The 20078-nt window shown below is 60.9% G+C and carries 20 protein-coding genes; 14 read left to right on the forward strand and 6 right to left on the reverse strand.

The genetic code is table 11. From position 1 onward, the window contains the following. Positions 1-75: 75 nt before the first annotated feature. Positions 76-726 (reverse strand): HAD family hydrolase, encoded by a 651-nt coding sequence (locus ACXR0M_RS00135; protein ID WP_458828823.1) that lies wholly within the window; start codon positions 724-726, stop codon positions 76-78. Between the two features lie 28 nt (positions 727-754). Continuing rightward, positions 755-1300 (reverse strand): gamma carbonic anhydrase family protein, encoded by a 546-nt coding sequence (locus ACXR0M_RS00140; RefSeq protein WP_458828825.1) that lies wholly within the window; start codon positions 1298-1300, stop codon positions 755-757. A 76-nt stretch (positions 1301-1376) separates the two neighbouring features. On the opposite strand from ACXR0M_RS00140, the gene prlC reads away from it, so the two are divergent. Then, positions 1377-3455 carry an oligopeptidase A gene (gene prlC, locus ACXR0M_RS00145; protein ID WP_458828827.1) on the forward strand — a complete coding sequence of 693 codons (2079 nt, stop codon included), beginning with the start codon at positions 1377-1379 and terminating at the stop codon, positions 3453-3455. Next, on the forward strand, positions 3452-3736 hold the full coding sequence (locus ACXR0M_RS00150) for a YheV family putative zinc ribbon protein (RefSeq protein WP_458828829.1): 285 nt from the start codon (positions 3452-3454) through the stop codon (positions 3734-3736). Before prlC ends, ACXR0M_RS00150 begins: the two co-directional genes overlap by 4 nt. Positions 3737-3781: 45 nt before the next feature. Here the strand turns inward: ACXR0M_RS00150 and ACXR0M_RS00155 are convergent, their stop codons facing one another. Next, positions 3782-4426 (reverse strand): dual specificity protein phosphatase family protein, encoded by a 645-nt coding sequence (locus ACXR0M_RS00155; RefSeq protein WP_458828831.1) that lies wholly within the window; start codon positions 4424-4426, stop codon positions 3782-3784. A gap of 304 nt (positions 4427-4730) precedes the next feature. Between ACXR0M_RS00155 and ACXR0M_RS00160 the strand changes: the two genes are divergently transcribed. From ACXR0M_RS00160 to ACXR0M_RS00170, 3 genes are read left to right on the forward strand one after another with little or no spacing between them, the layout of a single operon-like run. Continuing rightward, on the forward strand, positions 4731-5477 hold the full coding sequence (locus tag ACXR0M_RS00160) for a gluconate 2-dehydrogenase subunit 3 family protein (protein WP_458828833.1): 747 nt from the start codon (positions 4731-4733) through the stop codon (positions 5475-5477). A gap of 2 nt (positions 5478-5479) precedes the next feature. Further along, the gene (locus ACXR0M_RS00165; RefSeq protein WP_458828834.1) at positions 5480-7264 is read left to right on the forward strand and encodes a GMC family oxidoreductase; all 1785 of its coding nucleotides are present in this window, start codon (positions 5480-5482) and stop codon (positions 7262-7264) included. A 12-nt stretch (positions 7265-7276) separates the two neighbouring features. Next, positions 7277-8578, forward strand: coding sequence for a c-type cytochrome (locus ACXR0M_RS00170; protein WP_458828836.1), 1302 nt, complete (start codon positions 7277-7279; stop codon positions 8576-8578). 77 nt (positions 8579-8655) lie between these two features. Here ACXR0M_RS00170 and ACXR0M_RS00175 read toward each other — a convergent pair whose 3' ends face one another. Beyond that, positions 8656-8958 carry a hypothetical protein gene (locus tag ACXR0M_RS00175; RefSeq protein ID WP_458828838.1) on the reverse strand — a complete coding sequence of 101 codons (303 nt, stop codon included), beginning with the start codon at positions 8956-8958 and terminating at the stop codon, positions 8656-8658. A gap of 221 nt (positions 8959-9179) precedes the next feature. On the opposite strand from ACXR0M_RS00175, the gene ACXR0M_RS00180 reads away from it, so the two are divergent. From ACXR0M_RS00180 to ACXR0M_RS00190, 3 genes are all read left to right on the forward strand, one after another. Further along, positions 9180-10247, forward strand: a complete 1068-nt coding sequence (locus tag ACXR0M_RS00180) for a PA0069 family radical SAM protein (RefSeq protein ID WP_458828839.1) — start codon at positions 9180-9182, stop codon at positions 10245-10247. A gap of 234 nt (positions 10248-10481) precedes the next feature. Next, positions 10482-11213, forward strand: a complete 732-nt coding sequence (locus ACXR0M_RS00185) for a carbonic anhydrase (RefSeq protein WP_458828841.1) — start codon at positions 10482-10484, stop codon at positions 11211-11213. Between the two features lie 90 nt (positions 11214-11303). Then, the gene (locus ACXR0M_RS00190) at positions 11304-12830 is read left to right on the forward strand and encodes a SulP family inorganic anion transporter (protein WP_458828843.1); all 1527 of its coding nucleotides are present in this window, start codon (positions 11304-11306) and stop codon (positions 12828-12830) included. Positions 12831-12953: 123 nt separating this feature from the next. On the opposite strand, the gene ACXR0M_RS00195 is transcribed toward ACXR0M_RS00190, so the two are convergent. Then, positions 12954-13586, reverse strand: a complete 633-nt coding sequence (locus ACXR0M_RS00195; RefSeq protein WP_458828844.1) for a hypothetical protein — start codon at positions 13584-13586, stop codon at positions 12954-12956. A gap of 369 nt (positions 13587-13955) precedes the next feature. Between ACXR0M_RS00195 and coxB the strand changes: the two genes are divergently transcribed. The 4 genes from coxB (at position 13956) to ACXR0M_RS00215 (ending at position 18416) form a co-directional block, all read left to right on the forward strand. Beyond that, entirely contained in the window at positions 13956-15083 is a 1128-nt protein-coding gene (gene coxB / locus ACXR0M_RS00200; protein WP_458828846.1) for a cytochrome c oxidase subunit II, read from the forward strand. 82 nt (positions 15084-15165) lie between these two features. After that, entirely contained in the window at positions 15166-16752 is a 1587-nt protein-coding gene (ctaD, locus tag ACXR0M_RS00205; RefSeq protein WP_458828848.1) for a cytochrome c oxidase subunit I, read from the forward strand. A gap of 199 nt (positions 16753-16951) precedes the next feature. Beyond that, entirely contained in the window at positions 16952-17503 is a 552-nt protein-coding gene (locus ACXR0M_RS00210) for a cytochrome c oxidase assembly protein (protein ID WP_458828849.1), read from the forward strand. Positions 17504-17528: 25 nt separating this feature from the next. Next, a complete protein-coding gene (locus ACXR0M_RS00215; RefSeq protein WP_458828851.1) occupies positions 17529-18416 on the forward strand; it encodes a cytochrome c oxidase subunit 3 in 888 nt (295 codons plus the stop codon). 83 nt (positions 18417-18499) lie between these two features. Here the strand turns inward: ACXR0M_RS00215 and ACXR0M_RS00220 are convergent, their stop codons facing one another. Beyond that, positions 18500-18703 (reverse strand): twin transmembrane helix small protein, encoded by a 204-nt coding sequence (locus tag ACXR0M_RS00220; RefSeq protein ID WP_458828853.1) that lies wholly within the window; start codon positions 18701-18703, stop codon positions 18500-18502. Positions 18704-18773: 70 nt separating this feature from the next. Here ACXR0M_RS00220 and ACXR0M_RS00225 point away from each other — a divergent pair, with 70 nt between their 5' ends. After that, a complete protein-coding gene (locus ACXR0M_RS00225; RefSeq protein WP_458828855.1) occupies positions 18774-19514 on the forward strand; it encodes an SURF1 family protein in 741 nt (246 codons plus the stop codon). Next, positions 19480-20073: a hypothetical protein gene (locus ACXR0M_RS00230; protein ID WP_458828857.1), complete on the forward strand. Its 594-nt coding sequence runs from the start codon at positions 19480-19482 to the stop codon at positions 20071-20073. Before ACXR0M_RS00225 ends, ACXR0M_RS00230 begins: the two co-directional genes overlap by 35 nt. Positions 20074-20078: the final 5 nt, after the last annotated feature.

The raw sequence follows: 20078 nt of genomic DNA on the forward strand, positions 1-20078 counted from the left end.
TCGCGAGCAAGCCCGCTCCCACAGTTGAAATGCATTCTCCCTGTGGGAGCGGGCTTGCTCGCGAAGACTGACTCATCAGCGCCGCAAAAATGCCTGATGCAACTCTGCCAACGTTTCAAAGTGATAAGCCGGCGCCTCGGCACTCAACTCTTCAAAACTGCCAAACCCATACCCCACCGCCGCCGCATCCAGCCCGTTGCTGCGCGCGCCAATCAGGTCATGCTTGCGGTCGCCGATCATCAGCGTGTTGGCCGGGTCCAGCCCTTCCTCGGCCAGCAGATGCGCAATCAGCTCGACCTTGTTGGTCCGGGTGCCATCCAGCTCGCTGCCGTAGATCACCTTGAAGTGTCTGGCAAAGTCGAAGTGCCGGGCAATCTCGCGGGCGAACACCCACGGCTTGGAAGTCGCGATATACAACTGCCGCCCTTGGCCGCTCAGGGTTTCCAGCATTGGCGTGACGCCGTCGAACACGCGGTTTTCGTAGAGGCCGGTGACCTTGAAGCGCTCGCGGTAGAAATTCACCGCTTCCCAGGCCTTGGCCTCGTCGAAATCGTAGAACTGCATGAACGCCTGCAGCAGCGGCGGGCCGATGAAATGCTCGAGTCTGGTCAGGTCCGGCTCGTCGATGCCGAGCTTGCCAAGGGCGAACTGGATGGAACGGGTGATGCCCTCACGCGGGTCGGTCAAGGTGCCATCGAGGTCGAACAGTACGGTCTGGTAATGCATGAGAAATCCTGGGCAGGTGTAAGGCAATTCAGAGCTGGTCGTAGCCTTCGGCCAGATGCAGATCCTTGAGCTTCACGTAGTTCGCCGCGCTGTAGGTGAAGAACGCGCGCTCCTTGTCGGTCAGCGCACGCACCTGTTTCACCGGGCTGCCCACATACAGGAAACCGCTTTCCAGGCGCTTGCCCGGTGGCACCAGGCTGCCGGCGCCGATGATCACATCGTCTTCGACCACTGCGCCGTCCATGACGATACTGCCCATGCCGATCAACACGCGGCTGCCGACGGTGCAGCCATGCAGCATGACCTTGTGGGCGATGGTCACGTCATCGCCGACCAGCAGCGGAAAACCGTCCGGGTTGAACGGCCCGGCATGGGTGATGTGCAGCACGCAGCCGTCCTGCACGCTGGTGCGTGCGCCGATGCGGATGCGGTGCATGTCGCCACGGATCACCGTCAGCGGCCAAACGGAGCTGTCTTCGCCGATTTCGACGTCGCCGATCACCACCGCCGAGGCGTCGACAAACGCGCCTTTGCGCAGCTGCGGGGTGTGATTCTGGTACTTGCGAACGGACACGATTATTTCTCTCTCTGTTGCCGATAGCTGCGGTCGCTGCCGATTGTAATTAAGATGGGGCCATGTTCCTAAATGCATGTTTCTTTCAGCCAAGGTGCCAACCGTGAGCGTGAACAACCCTCTTCTGCAGTCCTACGACCTGCCGCCGTTCTCCACGATCCGTGCCGAACACGTGCTGCCAGCCATCGAAACCATTCTGGCCGACAACCGCGCCGCCATTGCCGAAATCCTCAAGACCCAAGGCCAGAACCCGACCTGGGCCGGCCTGGTCCTGGCAATGGACGAACTCAATGATCGCCTCGGCGCCGCCTGGAGCCCGGTCAGCCACCTCAACGCCGTGTGCAATAGCGCCGAACTGCGCGAAGCCTACGAGTCGTGCCTGCCGGCCCTGAGCGCCTACTCCACCGAGATGGGTCAGAACCGCGAACTGTTCCAGGCCTATGAGGCGCTGGCCAACAGCCCGGAAGCCGCCGGTTTCGACGTGGCGCAAAAAACCATTCTGGAACACGCCCTGCGCGATTTCCGTCTGTCGGGTATCGACCTGCCGGAAGCCGAACAGAAGCGCTACGCCGAAGTGCAGAGCAAGCTGTCCGAGCTGGGCAGCCGCTTCTCCAACCAACTGCTCGACGCCACGCAGGCGTGGACCAAGCACATCACCGAGGAAGCCGCCCTCGCCGGCCTCACCGATTCGGCCAAGGCGCAAATGGCCGCCGCTGCTCAGGCCAAAGGCCTTGATGGCTGGCTGATCACCCTGGAATTCCCCAGCTACTACGCGGTGATGACCTACGCCCAGGACCGCGCCCTGCGCGAAGAAGTCTACGCCGCTTACTGCACCCGTGCGTCGGACCAAGGCCCGAATGCCGGTCAGAACGACAACGGCCCGGTGATGGAAGAGATCCTCGATCTGCGTCAGGAACTGGCGAAACTGCTCGGTTTCGCCAGCTTCTCCGAGCTGAGCCTGGCCACCAAGATGGCCGAGTCCAGCGATCAGGTGCTGAGTTTTCTGCGCGACCTGGCCAAGCGCAGCAAACCGTTCGCCGCCCAGGATCTGCAACAACTGCGCGCCTTCGCTGCCGAACAGGGCTGCGCCGACCTGCAAAGCTGGGACAGCGGTTTCTACGGCGAGAAGCTCCGCGAACAACGCTACAGCGTCGCTCAGGAAACCCTGCGCGCCTACTTCCCGATCGACAAGGTCCTCGGCGGTCTGTTCGCGATCGTCCAGCGTCTGTACGGCATCGAAATCACCGAACTGAAAGGTTTCGACAGCTGGCACCCGGACGTGCGCCTGTTCGAGATCAAGGAAAACGGCCAGCACGTCGGGCGCTTCTTCTTCGACCTCTACGCCCGCGCCAACAAGCGTGGCGGCGCATGGATGGACGGTGCCCGCGACCGTCGCCGCACCATCAATGGCGTGCTGCAAAGCCCGGTGGCCAACCTGGTGTGCAACTTCACCCCGGCCGACAGCGGCAAACCGGCGCTGCTGACCCACGATGAAGTGACCACCCTGTTCCACGAGTTCGGTCACGGCCTGCACCACTTGTTGACCCGCGTCGAGCATGCCGGCGTTTCCGGGATCAACGGCGTGGCGTGGGATGCGGTCGAGCTGCCGAGCCAGTTCATGGAAAACTGGTGCTGGGAGCCGGAAGGCCTGGCACTGATTTCCGGTCACTACGAAACCGGCGAGCCACTGCCACAGGACCTGCTGGAAAAAATGCTCGCGGCGAAGAACTTCCAGTCCGGACTGATGATGGTCCGCCAGCTGGAGTTCTCGCTGTTCGACTTCGAACTGCACGCCACTCACGGTGACGGGCGCAGCGTTGCCCAGGTGCTGGAAGGCGTACGCGACGAGGTGTCGGTGATGCGTCCACCGGCGTACAACCGCTTCCCCAACAGCTTCGCGCACATCTTCGCTGGCGGTTACGCCGCGGGGTACTACAGCTACAAGTGGGCGGAAGTGCTGTCGGCGGATGCCTTCTCCAAGTTTGAAGAAGACGGCGTGCTCAACGCTGAAACCGGTCGCGCGTTCCGCGAGGCGATCCTGGCCCGTGGCGGATCGCAGGCGCCGATGGTGCTGTTCGTCGACTTTCGTGGCCGCGAGCCATCGATTGACGCACTCTTGCGCCACAGCGGCCTGAGTGAGGACGCAGCAGCATGAGTGAGGCACCTGTGATTACCAAGAAACGCTTTATCGCCGGGGCCGTCTGCCCGGCGTGCAGCGAGCCGGACAAGTTGATGATGTGGAGCGAGGATGACGTGCCGCACCGCGAATGCGTGGCTTGCGGCTACGCGGATACGCTGAACGAGCAGGGGTTGTCGGTTCCCAAGGAGCTGGGCACGCGGGTCAATACCAGCGCGCTCAAGCCGGCGCCGGACAAGAAGGTCCAGGCCGTGCAGTTCTTCCCGAATCCGAAACTGAAGAAAAAGTCCGAAGACTGAGCCAGCGAATTACCCTCCACGGTGCAACGCCGTGGAGGGTTTGGCTTATTTGAGGTTGACCGACTGGAACCAGCTCTTCATCGAGCAGGTGGCAAACGCACTGGTGCTGCAATCGCCATTGGCCAGGGCGGTGCGCAGTTTGTCGACATCGGCCTGCATCACATAGCGCACGCCATCCTTGAAATGGCCGCTTTCGCCAAAACCGCCCTGGGTCATTTCATTCAGTGCGTCTTCCTTGCTCCAGCCCTGCACCACGATGCGGTACATCGCCGCCATCAGACCGGTGCGGTCGGAACCGTGCTTGCAATGCATCAACACCGGGCCATTGGCTTCGGCAGCCTGAATCGCACGCAGGGTCTTGAGCACATCGGCGTCATCGACATGATTGGTGCGATAAGGCAGTTGCACCTGGGTGATGCCCGGCTCGGACAGCCAGCGGCTGTCGGCTTCCGGCAAGAAGTTGATCACCGTCGCCACTTTCAGATTCTTCAGCAACGGCACCGCGCCGCCGTCCGGCAAGGCACTGCGGTACAGCGTCGGCGACATCTGGAACAGGTTGTATTGCACTTCCACCGGTGTGGCCCACTCAGGCGGGCGCGATGTTACAGCGGCGTCAGCCTGGGCCGGCATCAAGTGCAGCAAGGCCACCAGCGATAAACACAAAGCAGAGAAAACACGCACTCGGGACATGCTGATCGACCGTATCGGGATTCATCAATGAAAGAATCCGCAGCTTCTAGGTCCGGCAGTCAAAGCCCTGTGAGGCAGTTGTCAAAGAATCGTGAATCGGTGCGATTTCATCGAGCATCGTCTAAAAAAACCGGCCTTTTCCCGCAGAATCGATTCATCCCGATGATTAGCCTGCTACCATTTGTCACACGATGTTGCAGGCGTCCCCCTTTTCCCGGTCAAACGGGCCCCTCGCCGCGACGAAAAAATGCTCAAGCCGTTCGCAGAAACGGACCACCATCAATGCCTGATGAGGTGCACTCCCATGTCTGATGCAGATCGAGACAACCCGCGGCGCGAGTTCTTGCGCAAATCCCTGACCCTGATCCCGGTGGTCACCCTTGCCGGTACTGGCCTGGGCAGCAGCGTCTTGCAAGCCGCACCTGAAGCCACCCCGGCGGCACCCGCTGCCGCCCCGGCGAAAACCGAAGCTGGCGCTTATCAGCCGAGCTACTTCACCGCCGAGGAATGGGCCTTCATCAACGCCGCGGTGGCGCAGTTGATCCCCAACGACGATCAAGGCCCGGGTGCCCTCGAAGCCGGCGTGCCGGAATACATCGACCGCCAGATGAATACTTCGTACGCCGCCGGCGCGCTGTGGTACATGCAAGGTCCATTCAACGCCGACGCTGCGCCGGAAATGGGCTGGCAGAGCAAACTGGTGCCCAAAGACATCTATCGCCTCGGCATCGCCGCCACGGAACAGTGGACAAAATCGCTCAACGGTAAAACATTTGCCGAGCAAGACAGCGCTACCCGAGACGATCTGCTCAAGCAACTCGAAGCCGGCAAACCGCAGTTCGATGCGGTTCCGCCGAAGATTTTCTTCAATCTGCTGCTGCAAAACACCAAGGAAGGGTTCTTCTGCGACCCGATCCACGGTGGCAATAAAGGCATGGTCGGCTGGACCATGATCGGTTTCCCCGGCGCCCGCGCCGATTTCATGGATTGGGTGGAACGCAACGAACAATACCCCTTCCCGGCAGTTTCGATTCGCGGCGAGAGGGCGTGAGCATGGCAACCGTAATGAAGAAGGTCGACGCGGTGATCGTCGGTTTTGGCTGGACTGGCGCGATCATGGCCAAGGAGCTGACCGAAGCCGGGCTCAACGTGCTGGCGCTGGAGCGCGGGCCGATGCAGGACACTTACCCCGACGGCAACTATCCGCAGGTGATCGACGAACTCACCTACAGCGTGCGGAAAAAACTCTTTCAGGACATCTCGAAAGAAACCGTCACCATCCGCCACAGTGTCAATGACATCGCCTTGCCGAACCGCCAGTTGGGCGCGTTCCTGCCGGGTAATGGCGTGGGCGGCGCCGGTCTGCATTGGTCGGGCGTGCATTTCCGCGTCGACCCGATCGAACTGCGCATGCGCAGCCACTACGAAGAACGCTATGGGAAAAACTTCATCCCCAAGGACATGACCATCCAGGACTTCGGCGTCAGCTATGAAGAGCTGGAGCCGTTCTTCGATTTCGCCGAGAAAGTCTTCGGCACCTCCGGCCAGGCCTGGACCGTGAAAGGCCAACTGGTCGGTCAGGGCAAGGGCGGTAACCCTTACGCGCCGGATCGCTCCAATCCGTTCCCGCTGGAAGCGCAGAAGAATACGGTTTCCGCACAGCTGTTTGGCAAAGCGGCGACGGAAGTCGGTTACAAACCCTACAACCTGCCTTCGGCAAATACTTCGGGGCCTTACACCAATCCCTACGGTGCACAGATGGGTCCGTGCAACTTCTGCGGTTTCTGCAGCGGCTACGTCTGCTACATGTACTCCAAGGCCTCGCCGAACGTGAACATCCTGCCGGCACTCAAGCCGCTGCCGAATTTCGAGCTGCGGCCCAATTCCCACGTGCTGCGGGTCAACCTCGACAGCAGCAAAACCAAAGCCACCGGCGTGACTTACATCGACGGCCAGGGCCGCGAGATCGAGCAGCCGGCGGATCTGGTGATCCTCGGCGCCTTCCAGTTGCACAACGTGCGCCTGATGCTGCTGTCGGGCATCGGCAAGCCGTACGATCCGGTCAGCGGCGAAGGCGTGGTCGGGCGCAACTTTGCCTACCAGAACATGGCGACCATCAAGGCGTTCTTCGACAAGGACACGCACACCAACAATTTCATCGGTGCCGGCGGCAACGGCGTGGCGCTGGACGACTTCAACGCCGACAACTTCGACCACGGCCCGCACGGCTTCGTCGGCGGCTCGCCGATGTGGGTCAACCAGGCCGGCAGCCGGCCGATTGCCGGAACCTCGAACCCGCCGGGCACTCCGGCCTGGGGCAGCGCGTGGAAACGTGCGACCGCCGATTACTACACCCACCAGGTGTCGATGGACGCCCACGGCGCGCATCAGTCCTACCGCGGCAACTATCTTGATCTTGATCCGGTGTACCGCGATGCCTACGGCTTGCCGCTGCTGCGCATGACTTTCGACTGGCAGGAAAACGACATCAAGATGAACCGCTTCATGGTCGAGAAAATGGGCAAGGTCGCCCAAGCCATGGGTCCGAAAGCCATCGCGGTGATCGGCAAACAGGTCGGTGATCACTTCAACACCGCCTCCTACCAGACCACCCACCTCAACGGTGGCGCGATCATGGGCACCGATCCGAAGAAGAGCGCACTCAATCGCTACCTGCAGAGCTGGGACGTGCACAACGTGTTCGTACCGGGTGCTTCGGCATTCCCGCAAGGGCTGGGTTACAACCCGACCGGTCTGGTGGCAGCGCTGACCTACTGGTCGGCCAAGGCGATCCGCGAGCAGTACCTGAAAAACCCCGGCCCGCTGGTTCAGGCATAAGGAGCGATGATCATGAAGAATATTGTTATCGCTACCCTGGCCCTGCTCGGCAGCGTCGCTGTACAGGCTGCCGACGTCGATCCAGCGTTGATCAAACAAGGCGAATACCTCGCCCGTGCCGGCGACTGCGTGGCCTGCCACACCGCCAAGGGCGGCAAGCCGTTCGCCGGCGGCCTGCCGATGGAAACCCCGATCGGCACGATCTACTCAACCAACATCACCCCGGACAAAACCGGACTCGGCGATTACAGCTTCGAGGATTTCGACAAGGCCGTGCGCCATGGCGTCGCCAAAAACGGCAGTACCTTGTACCCGGCGATGCCATATCCGTCCTACGCCCGTGTCAGCGAAAGCGACATGCAGGCGCTGTATGCCTATTTCATGCACGGCGTCGAACCGGTCGCGCAAGAGGACAAGGCCAGCGACATTCCCTGGCCGCTGAGCATGCGCTGGCCGCTGATGGGCTGGCGTTGGCTGTTCGCGCCAAAAGTCGAAGACTACAAGGCGACCTCGGACGATCCGGTGATCGATCGCGGCGCCTATCTGGTTGAAGGCCTCGGCCATTGCGGCGCGTGCCATACGCCGCGGGCGCTGACCATGCAGGAAAAATCCCTGAGCGCGACTGACGGGAAAAACTTCCTCGCCGGCAGTGCGCCGCTGGAAGGCTGGATCGCCAAGAGCTTGCGCGGTGATCACAAGGACGGCTTGGGCAGCTGGAGCGAAGCGCAACTGGTGCAGTTCCTCAAAACCGGACGCAGCGACCGCAGCGCGGTATTTGGCGGCATGAGTGACGTGGTCACCCACAGCATGCAATACATGACCGACGCCGACCTGACCGCAATCGCTCGCTACCTCAAGTCACTGCCCGCAACGGATCCGAACGATCAGCCGCACCAGTACGACGAGAAAGTCGCCAAAGCCTTGTGGAATGGCGACGACAGCCAACGCGGCGCAGCGGTGTACATCGACAACTGCGCGGCCTGCCACCGCACCGACGGCCATGGCTACACCCGAGTGTTCCCGGCACTGGCGGGCAATCCGGTGCTGCAAACCCAAGACCCGACCTCGCTGATTCACATTGTGCTCAAGGGCGGTACCTTGCCGGCTACCCACACCGCGCCATCGACCTTCACCATGCCGGGTTTCGCCTGGCGCCTGTCGGATCAGGAAGTGGCGGATGTGGTGACGTTTATTCGTGGCAGTTGGGGTAATAAAGGCGCGCCGGTCAGCGCTGACGATGTCAGTCATTTACGCACCAGCGACATGACGAGCACCTCGGCGGATGACCTGGGTCAGGTCACCCACCATAACTAAATAAAAAGCCCTGTGCGCATTCATTCACACAGGGCTTTTTTGTTATTCGCCACAACTTATGCAGCACTTAATCCGGATTAAGGATTCATGATATTTACATAAGCCTTGGCCAGCGCCAGCAACTTGGCCTTGTCATCTGCATCAATATCACCGTCGCCATCGATATCCTTTTGATTGCGCACATCGAAAGTTTGGCCACCGTCGTAAGAAGCCGCAATGATGATCTGCGAATCCAGCAGGGAGTCGGTCGACTCTGCCTTTTCTGCGTCCCAGCCAGATTCTTTCAACGCAAACTGCATGGACACCAGCACTTCATCCGGATCCACCGGAGTTGGGCCAAGTTTTTGTAAAAAGATGCCACGCCGATTGAAGTTAGACACATTTAATTCCTTTTAAATACTAAATAGCAAACGTACAACGCGACGAATATTAACGACCTAACAAGTTGCACCGCCAGTTGAAAGATGTGTCTCCGAATTGCAATAAACCAATGCGATCAATAACCCTGCAAGTGACTTCCATAAGCGAATCGCCGAACGGCACTGGTCGTCTGCTTGCTCGCCCGATACTGTATACCCATACAGCCATCAGGATCACTGTGATGCACACGCCATTGCCACCACGCGGACGCGGCACCGCGACCAACCCGCACAACCGTTTCGCGCCGAATCGCTCGGTGGCCGAGGATGACGGCTGGTACCAGGAAGTGCCCGAGACGCAGAACACCGAGGTGATGATCGAAACCGCGAAAACCATCATCACCCGCAACACTTCGCCGGACCTGCCCTTCGACCGCTCGATCAATCCCTATCGCGGCTGCGAGCACGGTTGCATCTACTGTTACGCGCGGCCCAGCCACGCCTATTGGGACATGTCGCCGGGGCTGGATTTCGAAACCCGGCTGATCGCCAAGAGCAATGCCGCCCAGGTGCTGGAAGAACAGTTGAGCAAACGCGATTACCAATGCGCGCCGATCAATCTCGGCTCCAACACGGATCCGTATCAGCCTATCGAACGCGAACACCGGATCACCCGCCAGACCCTCGAAGTGCTGCTGCGCTATAAGCATCCGGTGACCATCGTCACCAAGGGTTCGCTGATCTTGCGCGACCTCGACCTGCTCAGCGAACTGGCGCAACAACGGCTGGTGAAGGTGATGATCAGCCTGACCACCCTTGACGACGAACTCAAACGCATTCTGGAGCCGCGAGCCGCTGCGCCGAAAGCCCGGTTGCGGGCGATCCGCGTCATGCGCGAAGCGGGAGTTCCGGTCGGGGTGCTGTGCTCGCCGATGATTCCGATGATTCCGATGATCAACGACAGCGAAATCGAAAGCCTGCTCACCGAGGCGCAGGCCGCCGGCGCGCAAAGTGCCGCGTACATGATGCTGCGCCTGCCGCTGGAAGTGGCGCCGCTGTTCGAGGAGTGGCTGCAGGCGCACTACCCGCAACGTGCCGCCCACGTGTTGAGTCTGGTGCGTCAGAGCCGTGGCGGCGAACTCTACGACAGCCGTTTCGGCGTGAGGATGCGCGGCGAAGGGCCGTTCGCCGACCTGCTCGCGCAGCGTTTCGCCAAAGCCATCAAGCGCCTCGGCCTGAATCACCGCGAGGGCTACAACCTCGATTGCACGGCTTTCTGTCCACCGGGTCGGCAGATGTCGCTGATCTAGCGATGGTCAATTCTGGTTGCAGGGCCGGCTCCTTTCATCGACGTGCACAGTCACGTTTTTGTGACCTGGAACACACGTTCTAGAGCGCTTGATTCAGTTTCAGTTAAGTTTCGGCGGCTACCTTGTTCAGCGAGTGACTGATGGGTCTGGATGACCCGGATGTTTTGAACAGCCACTGGCTTTACACCGGAACACACGGGAATGACTCCCCGAATCCGCCAAAGAGGATGAATCATGAGTGACAAGGATAAACAGCCGTTGGCTGCGTCGGCGCAAGCCGTCCCTGGGGCGGCATCCGCCGATGCAGCGCTGAAAACCATCGTTGACGGCTTCTTGCATTTTCATCATGAGGTCTTCCCGCAGCAGGAAGAACTCTTCAAGAAACTCGCCACGGCGCAATCGCCCCGGGCGATGTTCATCACCTGCGCCGATTCGCGCATCGTCCCCGAACTGATCACCCAGAGTTCGCCCGGCGATCTGTTCGTGACCCGTAACGTCGGCAACGTCGTACCGCCTTACGGCCAGATGAACGGCGGCGTTTCCACCGCCATCGAATACGCGGTGCTGGCGCTGGGTGTGCAGCACATCATCATCTGCGGCCACTCCGATTGCGGCGCCATGCGTGCCGTGCTCAATCCAGACAGCCTGGAAAAAATGCCGACGGTCAAAGCCTGGTTGCGTCATGCGGAAGTGGCAAAGAGCATGGTGCATGACAACTGCAACTGCATCGACGAAAAAGACAGCATGCCGATCCTCACCGAGGAGAACGTCATTGCCCAACTGCAGCACTTGCGCACCCATCCTTCGGTAGCCTCGCGCATGGCGAACGGTCAGCTGTTCATCCATGGCTGGGTCTACAACATCGAAACCAGTGAAATCAAAGCCTACGACGCGGATCAGGGACGCTTCCTGCCGCTCGACGGCAGCCAGCCGATTCCGGTGGCGACGCCCAAAGCGCGCTTCTAAATCCTCCTAAACATCTGTGTGGTTGGTCGCCGTCCGCTGCTTCCGCGGTTCGGCGCAGCCACGCCTGAAGAAAATTTCGGGAGAATCGCCATGCGTGCGGCTCAATTGAAAGCGGTGTTGCCACGGGAGCTGCTGGCTTCGGTGGTTGTGTTCCTGGTCGCCCTGCCACTGTGCATGGGTATTGCGATTGCGTCAGGGCTGCCGCCGGCCAAAGGCCTGATCACCGGGATCATCGGTGGTCTGGTGGTCGGTTGGCTGGCGGGTTCGCCATTGCAGGTCAGCGGGCCGGCGGCGGGTTTGGCGGTGCTGGTGTTCGAGTTGGTGCGCCAGCACGGTATCGAGATGCTCGGGCCGATTCTGCTGCTCGCCGGTTTCCTGCAACTGGTGGCCGGGCGGCTGAAGCTCGGTTGCTGGTTTCGGGTCACAGCGCCAGCGGTGGTGTACGGCATGCTGGCGGGGATTGGCGTGTTGATCGTGCTCTCACAGGTGCACGTGATGCTCGATGCCAAGCCGCAGGCCTCCGGTCTGGATAACCTCACGGCGTTCCCAAGCGCGGTGGCGCAAGCCCTGCCGTCGTTCGGCTGGCAGGCCGGATTGCTTGGGCTGGCGACCATTGCGGTGATGTGGCTGTGGGAAAAACTCCGTCCACACTCGCTGCGGTTTATTCCCGGTGCATTGCTTGGTGTCGGTCTGGCCACCGGCGCCAGTCTGCTGCTGGCGTTGCAGGTGAAACGGGTCGAGGTGCCGGAAAATCTGGCCGAAGCCATCGACTGGCTGAAGCCGGCGGACTTGATGAACCTGGCTGACCCGACCCTGCTGATTGCGGCTTTCGCCGTGGCGTTTATCGCCAGCGCCGAAACCCTGCTCTCCGCCGCGGCGGTGGACCGCATGCACAGCGGTGTGCGCTCGGATTTCGACCGTGAGCTGTCGGCACAAGGTGTCGGCAACATGCTCTGCGGTCTGGTCGGTGCGCTGCCGATGACCGGGGTGATCGTGCGCAGCTCGGCCAACGTGCAGGCCGGTGCGACCACCCGCTATTCGACGATCTTCCATGGTCTGTGGCTGCTGGGGTTCGTGCTGTTGCTGTCGAGCGTGCTGCAAAGCATTCCGGTAGCGAGTCTGGCCGGCGTATTGGTCTACACCGGTTTCAAACTGGTCGACCTCAAGGCGTTTCGCGGTCTGGGCCGCTACGGGCGGATGCCGATGTTCACCTACGCCGCCACGGCGCTGGCGATCATTTTCACCGACCTGTTGACCGGTGTGCTGATCGGTTTCGGCCTGACCATGTTGAAGCTGGCGTTCAAGGCCTCACGCCTGAAAATCAGCCTGATCGACCTGCCACAAGAGGGCGAAATGGAGTTGCGCCTGGTCGGCGCGGCAACCTTCCTCAAGGTCCCGGCGCTGACCCAGGTACTGGGCAGTATTCCCGCAGGCACCACGGTGCATGTGCCGCTCAATAACCTGAGCTACATCGACCATTCGTGTCTGGAGTTGCTGGAAGAATGGGGCCGGGCGAATGCGGCGAAGGGCTCGAAACTGTTGATCGAGTCGCGTGGGTTGAAGCGCAGGCTTGAGGGACGGGTTCGGACCAATACCGGGATCGGTGCGGCCGGGTAAATTTCCCGGTTGAACTCAACCCCTGTAGGAGCTGCCGCAGGCTGCGATCTTTTGACGTGGTTTTTAAAATCAAGATCAAAAGATCGCAGCCTGCGGCAGCTCCTACATTGGATCGGGTGTTACTCAGGCAGCCGGCTGATCCAGCTCCAGACCCACACCCAGGCGGCGGCCCATGCACGGCCAGCGTTTCCAGGCAGCGCCAGTGTCCGGGCTGCTGAGTTTGTCGCGGTAGGCTTCTACCGATTCCAGCGCGAAACTCTCGTCGTCGAGCATTTCATCAATGGCGTGATGCACGACTTCGTCCAGTTGATTGGCAAATTCCTCACCGAGCAATTGGTGAGCAATCAGATTGGCGACCGTCATGTCCAAAGGGATCAGTGGCTGGCCGAGGTGCTTGATGTACAGGTCGTTGACCTCTTCGACAAAACGGTGCGCCAGATAGGCTTCGTCGAGCAGGCTGTCCAGGCCGACCGGCGGCTGGAGAAAGTACTGCTCGGCGATTTTCAGCACCGGTTTGATCTGCGATTCGATGCCCGCTTCCCTGGCGACTTCATTGGCTGCATCCAGCATGTCCGGTACTTCGTCGATGTAGGCGGTGACGAAGCTGGTCAACGCTTCTTCACGGTTGGCGTCCGGCAATTGGATAGCCGAATGCAGGTGAGGCAACTTGGCTTGCAGCTGACGCTGGAGCCGTCCGGTTTCACGTTCGGTTTGTCGGGCTTTTTGGATCTGCTCGCGCAATGCGGCGGTGTTCATGAAAACTCCAGGGTACAAGGCAATGAAATAGGGAAGACATAAGTTAGCTGGCTTACGAAAAATGCTAAGACGCATTTGTCATAATTATTTCATCCTTGATGCACCGGCGTTATATCTGTGTGCCACCACTCGTCTGCATCCTTCTCCATTCCTGCCCTTGAGCGCAAGCCCGGGCTGTTTCAGATCATTTACGCGTCGACATTGCAATTCCCGGTGGCTGTCTATACTCGCCATTGAATGGAGTTAGCTGATGACGCCCGACTGCACCCGCAGCAAGGCCCGGCAATTCAAGTTCGTAGTCTGATGCAGCCGCTCCCTTGCCGCAGGCGAAAGCCTCCGGGATAACAAGAACGATAAGGGGAACCCGCAATGATGCGACATCCACACGTCTGGATGGGCCTCCTGTTGTGGTCGATTTTCAGCCAGGCCAACGCGGCCTGGACTGTGAATATGGCGCCTGGAGCGACTGAAATCAGTCACGCAGTCTTCGACCTGCACATGACCATTTTCTGGATCTGTGTGGTGATCGGGATCATCGTCTTCGGCGCCATGTTCTGGTCGATGATCGTGCACCGCCGCTCGACCGGCCAGGTCGCCGCCAAATTCCACGAAAGCACCACCGTCGAAATACTCTGGACCGTCGTACCGCTGCTGATCCTGGTGGCAATGGCCGTTCCGGCAACCGCGACCCTGATCAAGATGTACGACAGCAGTGAGCCGGATATCGATATCCAGATCACCGGGTATCAGTGGAAGTGGCACTACAAATACCTCGGTCAGGACGTCGAATTCTTCAGCAACCTGGCCACCCCCGCCGAGCAGATTCACAACAAGGAAGCCAAGGGCGAGCACTACCTGCTCGAAGTCGACAAGCCGCTGGTGCTGCCGGTCGGTGCCAAGGTGCGCTTCCTCGTGACTTCCGCTGACGTGATCCACTCGTGGTGGGTGCCGGCGTTTGCAGTCAAGCGCGATGCCATCCCGGGATTCGTCAACGAGGCCTGGACGCGGATCGACAAGCCCGGCCTCTATCGTGGCCAGTGCGCCGAGCTGTGCGGCAAGGATCACGGCTTCATGCCGATCGTGGTCGACGTCAAGGAGAAGCCTGACTACGACAAATGGCTGGCGGATCGCAAGGCCGAAGCCGCTCAGCTCAAGGAGCTGACCAGCAAGGAATGGACCCTGGACGAGCTCAAAGAGCGCGGCGACAAGATCTATCACACCACCTGTGTGGCCTGTCACCAGGCCGAAGGCCAGGGCCTGCCGCCGATGTTCCCGGCGCTCAAGGGCTCGCCGATCGCCACCGGACCAAAAGCCGACCACCTGCACCGCGTGTATTTCGGCAAGCCGGGGACCGCGATGGCGGCGTTCGGCAAGCAGTTGTCGGAAGTCGATATCGCAGCGGTCGTGACCTACGAACGTAACGCCTGGGGCAACAACAAGGGCGACATGGTCACGCCAAAAGAAGTGCTGGAGCTGAAACAGGCGGAAAGCAAATGAGCCGGTCTATCGCGTACTTCGTGAACCGGCCGGGGCAGCGCGCCCCGGCCAGCCCCGTCCACTCACGTAAAGGAGACCGGCCATGAGCGCTGTCATCGATGACCACGGTCATGCCGACCACGCCCACGGCCCCGCCAAAGGCCTGATGCGCTGGGTGCTGACCACCAACCACAAGGACATCGGCACCTTGTACCTGTGGTTTGCCTTCTGCATGTTCCTGCTCGGCGGCTCGTTCGCCATGGTGATCCGCGCCGAGCTGTTCCAGCCCGGGCTGCAGATCGTCGAACCGGCGTTCTTCAATCAGATGACTACCATGCACGGCCTGGTGATGGTCTTCGGGGCGGTGATGCCGGCGTTCGTCGGCCTCGCCAACTGGATGATCCCGCTGATGATCGGCGCGCCGGACATGGCCCTGCCGCGGATGAACAACTTCAGCTTCTGGCTGCTGCCGGCGGCGTTCCTGCTGCTGGTCTCGACCCTGTTCACCGCCGGTGGCGGGCCGAACTTCGGCTGGACGTTCTACGCCCCGCTGTCGACGACGTACGCGCCGGAAAGCGTCACCTATTTCATCTTCGCCATCCACCTGATGGGGATCAGTTCGATCATGGGCGCGATCAATGTGATCGCCACCATCCTCAACCTGCGCGCCCCCGGCATGACCCTGATGAAAATGCCGCTGTTCGTCTGGACCTGGCTGATCACCGCGTTCCTGCTGATCGCGGTGATGCCGGTGCTGGCCGGGTGCGTGACGATGATGCTGATGGACATCCATTTCGGCACCAGTTTCTTCAGTGCCGCCGGTGGCGGTGACCCGGTGCTGTTCCAGCATGTGTTCTGGTTCTTCGGCCATCCCGAGGTGTACATCATGATCCTGCCGGCGTTCGGCGCGGTCAGCCAGATCATCCCGACCTTCTCGCGCAAGCCGCTGTTCGGCTACACCTCGATGGTTTATGCGACGGCGAGCATCGCCTTTCTGTCGTTCATCGTCTGGGCGCACCACATGTTCGTGGTCGGTATTCCGCTGGTGGGCGAGCTGTTCTTCATGTACGCGACCATGCTCATCGCCGTGCCGACCGGGGTCAAAGTGTTCAACTGGGCCAGCACCATGTGGCAAGGCTCGCTGACCTTCGAGACGCCGATGCTGTTTGCCGTGGCGTTCGTCATCCTGTTTTCCATCGGCGGGTTTTCCGGGCTGATGCTGGCCATCGCCCCGGCGGACTTCCAGTACCAGGACACTTACTTCGTGGTCGCGCACTTCCATTACGTGCTGGTGCCGGGGGCAATCTTCGGGATCTTCGCCTCGGCCTATTACTGGCTGCCAAAGTGGACCGGGCACATGTACGACGAAACCCTCGGCAAGCTGCATTTCTGGCTGTCGTTCGTCGGCATGAACCTGACCTTCTTCCCGATGCACTTCGTCGGGCTGGCGGGGATGCCCCGGCGAATCCCGGACTACAACCTGCAGTTCGCCGACTTCAACATGGTCTCGTCGATCGGCGCGTTCATGTTCGGCGCGACGCAGATCTTCTTCCTGTTCATCGTGATCAAGACCATTCGCGGCGGCGCCCCGGCCCCGGCCAAACCGTGGGATGGCGCCGAAGGCCTGGAGTGGAGCGTGCCGTCGCCGGCGCCGTATCACACCTTTACGACGCCGCCGGAAGTGAAATGAAACACTCTTCTGCTAACGCACCCCCTGTGGCGAGGGGATTTATCCCCGATGGGCTGCGAAGCAGCCCCAAAACCTGCCTACGAGGTGTATCAGGCACACCACATACGCAGGCTCTACGACTGCTGCGCAGCCGGTCGGGGATAAATCCCCTCACCACAGTCATCGCCAGGCACAGTTGATCACGAGGGAGGCATGAACCATGGCTGACGCGATCTCGCTGAAACAACTCGTCACCCGCCTGCTCGGGGTGGTGCTGGCGATGTTTGTCTTCGGCTTTGCCCTGGTGCCGATCTACGACGTGATGTGCAAGGCCTTCGGCATCAACGGCAAGACCGCCGGGCAGTACGAAGGCGAGCAGGTGGTGGATGAGTCGCGGCAGGTGCGCGTGCAGTTTCTGTCGACCAACAACATCGACATGCCGTGGGATTTCTATCCCAAACATGACGAACTGACGGCCAACCCCGGCGCGGTCAACGAGATGATCTTTGTCGCGCGCAACCCCACCGACAAACCGATGAGCGCCCAGGCCGTGCCAAGCATCGCGCCCAGCGAAGCGGCGGCGTATTTCCACAAGACCGAATGCTTTTGCTTTACCCAGCAGGTGCTGCAGCCGGGTCAGCAGATCGAAATGCCGGTGCGTTTCATCGTTGACCGCGACATGCCCAAGGACGTGAAGCACCTGACGCTGTCCTACACGCTGTTCGATATCACCGCCCGACATCCTCCGGTGGCTGCAAACACTGGCGGTTAAGCGTGCCCGATAAGGAGAACAATACATGGCAACTCATGAGCACTATTACGTCCCGGCCCAGAGCAAATGGCCGATCGTCGCCACGCTCGGCATGTTCGTCACCGTGTACGGCCTGGCGACCTGGTTCAACGATCTGAAGGCAGCGCGCCCGGAATCCCACGGCCCGCTGATCTTTTTCGTCGGCGGACTGTTGCTGGCGTACATGCTGTTCGGCTGGTTCGGCGCGGTGATCAAGGAAAGCCGCGCGGGGCTCTACAGCCCGCAGCTGGATCGCTCGTTCCGCTGGGGCATGAGTTGGTTCATCTTCTCCGAGGTGATGTTCTTCGTCGCCTTTTTCGGCGCGCTATTCTACGTGCGCCATGTATCCGGGCCGGCGCTGGGTGGCGAAGGGCCGAAAGGCATCGCCCACATGCTCTGGCCGAACTTCCAGTTCACCTGGCCGCTGCTGCACACGCCGGACCCGAAACTGTTCCCGCCGCCCAAGGAAGTCATCAGCCCGTGGGGCCTGCCGCTGATCAACACGATCCTGCTGGTCAGCTCCAGCGTGACCATCACCATCGCCCACCATGCCTTGAAGAAGGGCCATCGCGGCGCGCTGAAAGTCTGGCTGGCGATTACCGTGCTGCTCGGTTGCGGCTTCCTTGCGTTGCAGGCTGAAGAATACATGCACGCCTACCACGAACTGGGCCTGACCCTGGGTTCGGGCATCTACGGCGCGACGTTCTTCATGCTCACCGGCTTCCATGGCGCCCACGTGACCATCGGCACGATCATTCTGTTCGTGATGCTGATGCGCATCATGAGGGGCCATTTCGATGCCGAGCATCAGTTCGGTTTCGAGGCAGCGAGCTGGTATTGGCACTTCGTCGATGTGGTGTGGATCGGCTTGTTCATCTTCGTTTATGTGCTTTGAGGGCAGCTGCAAGTTGCTAGCTGCAAGCTTCAAGTTCAAGGCTGTAAGGCTTCTACTTGCAGCTTGCAGCTGACCACTTGCAGCTACCAAGGCACTTGGGACACCAGTTGGCCGCTGTAAAAGCCCCAGGCGATCAAGCCGACGGTGGCGGCGGCCAATGCCACCCGAACACTCAAGGCGATCACCAGGCGATTGGAACTGCTGTCGTCCTTGACCAGGAAAAACAGGCCGCTGAACAGGCTGATCACCGTGGCAATCAGCAGCACGACAATCGCTGCTTTGAGCATGGGAAGACTCCGGGGGACAGGCGATGCAGTTGAGTATAGCGAGCGCGACGACTGCCTTCGTGGCGCGGCCATGAAGCGCTTTCGCCCGGGCGTGGTGCCGAGCGTGGTGGTGGCGCTGTTGTTGCCGCTGCTGGTGGCGCTGGGCTTCTGGCAACTGGGCCGGGGGGCGGAGAAAACCGCGCTGCTCGCCAGTTACGCCGAACGCCGCGCCGCCGAACCGATGGCCAGCAGCGAATTGCTCCATAGCAGCGACCCGGCCTATCACCGCGTGCATCTTTTCGGCCAGTTCGATAGTGCCCACAGCCTGCTGCTCGACAACCGTCAGCGCAACGGCAAGGTCGGCGTCGAACTGCTGCAACCGTTTCAGGATCGCGCCAGCGGCCTGTGGCTGCTGGTCAATCGCGGCTGGCTGCCGTGGCCGGATCGCCGAGTTCCACCACAATTCACTACCCCAAGCGACACGCTGAGTCTCGACGCCTGGGTCTACGTCGCCCCCGGTGCGACCTTCCAGTTGCATGCCGACCCCGTCAGCAGCACCTGGCCGCAAACCATCACCGCCGTCGAGCCGGCCAGATTGTGGAAAACCCTCGAGCGCGACGGTTTCGCCTACGAACTGCGCGCCGAACCCGGCCCGGCCAGCTATGAAGCGGACTGGCCGGTGGTCGCCATGGGCCCGGAAAAACACCTCGGTTACGCCGTGCAGTGGTTCGCCATGGCCACCGCCCTGCTCGGCCTCTATCTCTACCTTGGATGGCACAACGCAAAGGAGAAACACCATGGGAACGGCCATGAATCCACCCAGCATGTCTGAGGCAAAAACCCCGGCCAGCCGGCGCCGTGGGCGGATCCAGCTGCTGCTGATTGTGCTTGGCGTGGTCGGGCCGATGATCCTCGCCACCGGCATGTACAAATTGCAGTTCTGGGTACCGGAAGGACGCAGCTACCACGGCGAACTGATCGGCAACGGCCAGTCCCGCGCCGATCTCGGCGTGCAGGCCGATGAGCAGCGCTGGCAGATGCTGGTGACCGCGCCCAAGGAGTGCGCGGTCGATTGCCAGCAACTGGTGTACCTCGCCCGGCAGATCCAGATCGGCCTCGGCCGCGATGCCGGGCGCGCCAGCCACGCCCTCGCCGCTGCGCAACCGCTGGGCGCGGACTACGAAGCCAAGTTGAGCCGCGAATACCCACAACTGCAACGCTACCCGCTGGACGCCACGACCTTCAGCAAGACCACCGGCGACAAGGCCACGCCGCAGCTGTGGATCATCGACCCGCACGGCAACCTGGTGCTGCGCTACGACCCGAGTGTGAAGGGCAAGGACCTGCTCAACGACCTGCGCCACCTGCTGAAACTGTCGAACATCGGATGAGGACA

The sequence above is a fragment of the Pseudomonas sp. Eth.TT006 genome (genome assembly GCF_054456575.1).

What these genes read in the sequence shown, in the direction of transcription:
- ACXR0M_RS00135 (WP_458828823.1), bottom strand. Translation starts at nt 726, where the DNA reads ATGCATTACCAGACCGTACTGTTCGACCTCGATGGCACCTTGACCGAC.
- prlC (WP_458828827.1), top strand. Translation starts at nt 1,377, where the DNA reads ATGTTTCTTTCAGCCAAGGTGCCAACCGTGAGCGTGAACAACCCTCTT.
- ACXR0M_RS00150 (WP_458828829.1), top strand. Translation starts at nt 3,452, where the DNA reads ATGAGTGAGGCACCTGTGATTACCAAGAAACGCTTTATCGCCGGGGCC.
- ACXR0M_RS00155 (WP_458828831.1), bottom strand. Translation starts at nt 4,426, where the DNA reads ATGTCCCGAGTGCGTGTTTTCTCTGCTTTGTGTTTATCGCTGGTGGCC.
- ACXR0M_RS00160 (WP_458828833.1), top strand. Translation starts at nt 4,731, where the DNA reads ATGTCTGATGCAGATCGAGACAACCCGCGGCGCGAGTTCTTGCGCAAA.
- ACXR0M_RS00165 (WP_458828834.1), top strand. Translation starts at nt 5,480, where the DNA reads ATGGCAACCGTAATGAAGAAGGTCGACGCGGTGATCGTCGGTTTTGGC.
- ACXR0M_RS00170 (WP_458828836.1), top strand. Translation starts at nt 7,277, where the DNA reads ATGAAGAATATTGTTATCGCTACCCTGGCCCTGCTCGGCAGCGTCGCT.
- ACXR0M_RS00180 (WP_458828839.1), top strand. Translation starts at nt 9,180, where the DNA reads ATGCACACGCCATTGCCACCACGCGGACGCGGCACCGCGACCAACCCG.
- ACXR0M_RS00185 (WP_458828841.1), top strand. Translation starts at nt 10,482, where the DNA reads ATGAGTGACAAGGATAAACAGCCGTTGGCTGCGTCGGCGCAAGCCGTC.
- ACXR0M_RS00190 (WP_458828843.1), top strand. Translation starts at nt 11,304, where the DNA reads ATGCGTGCGGCTCAATTGAAAGCGGTGTTGCCACGGGAGCTGCTGGCT.
- ACXR0M_RS00195 (WP_458828844.1), bottom strand. Translation starts at nt 13,586, where the DNA reads ATGAACACCGCCGCATTGCGCGAGCAGATCCAAAAAGCCCGACAAACC.
- coxB (WP_458828846.1), top strand. Translation starts at nt 13,956, where the DNA reads ATGATGCGACATCCACACGTCTGGATGGGCCTCCTGTTGTGGTCGATT.
- ctaD (WP_458828848.1), top strand. Translation starts at nt 15,166, where the DNA reads ATGAGCGCTGTCATCGATGACCACGGTCATGCCGACCACGCCCACGGC.
- ACXR0M_RS00210 (WP_458828849.1), top strand. Translation starts at nt 16,952, where the DNA reads ATGGCTGACGCGATCTCGCTGAAACAACTCGTCACCCGCCTGCTCGGG.
- ACXR0M_RS00215 (WP_458828851.1), top strand. Translation starts at nt 17,529, where the DNA reads ATGGCAACTCATGAGCACTATTACGTCCCGGCCCAGAGCAAATGGCCG.
- ACXR0M_RS00220 (WP_458828853.1), bottom strand. Translation starts at nt 18,703, where the DNA reads ATGCTCAAAGCAGCGATTGTCGTGCTGCTGATTGCCACGGTGATCAGC.
- ACXR0M_RS00225 (WP_458828855.1), top strand. Translation starts at nt 18,774, where the DNA reads ATGAAGCGCTTTCGCCCGGGCGTGGTGCCGAGCGTGGTGGTGGCGCTG.
- ACXR0M_RS00230 (WP_458828857.1), top strand. Translation starts at nt 19,480, where the DNA reads ATGGGAACGGCCATGAATCCACCCAGCATGTCTGAGGCAAAAACCCCG.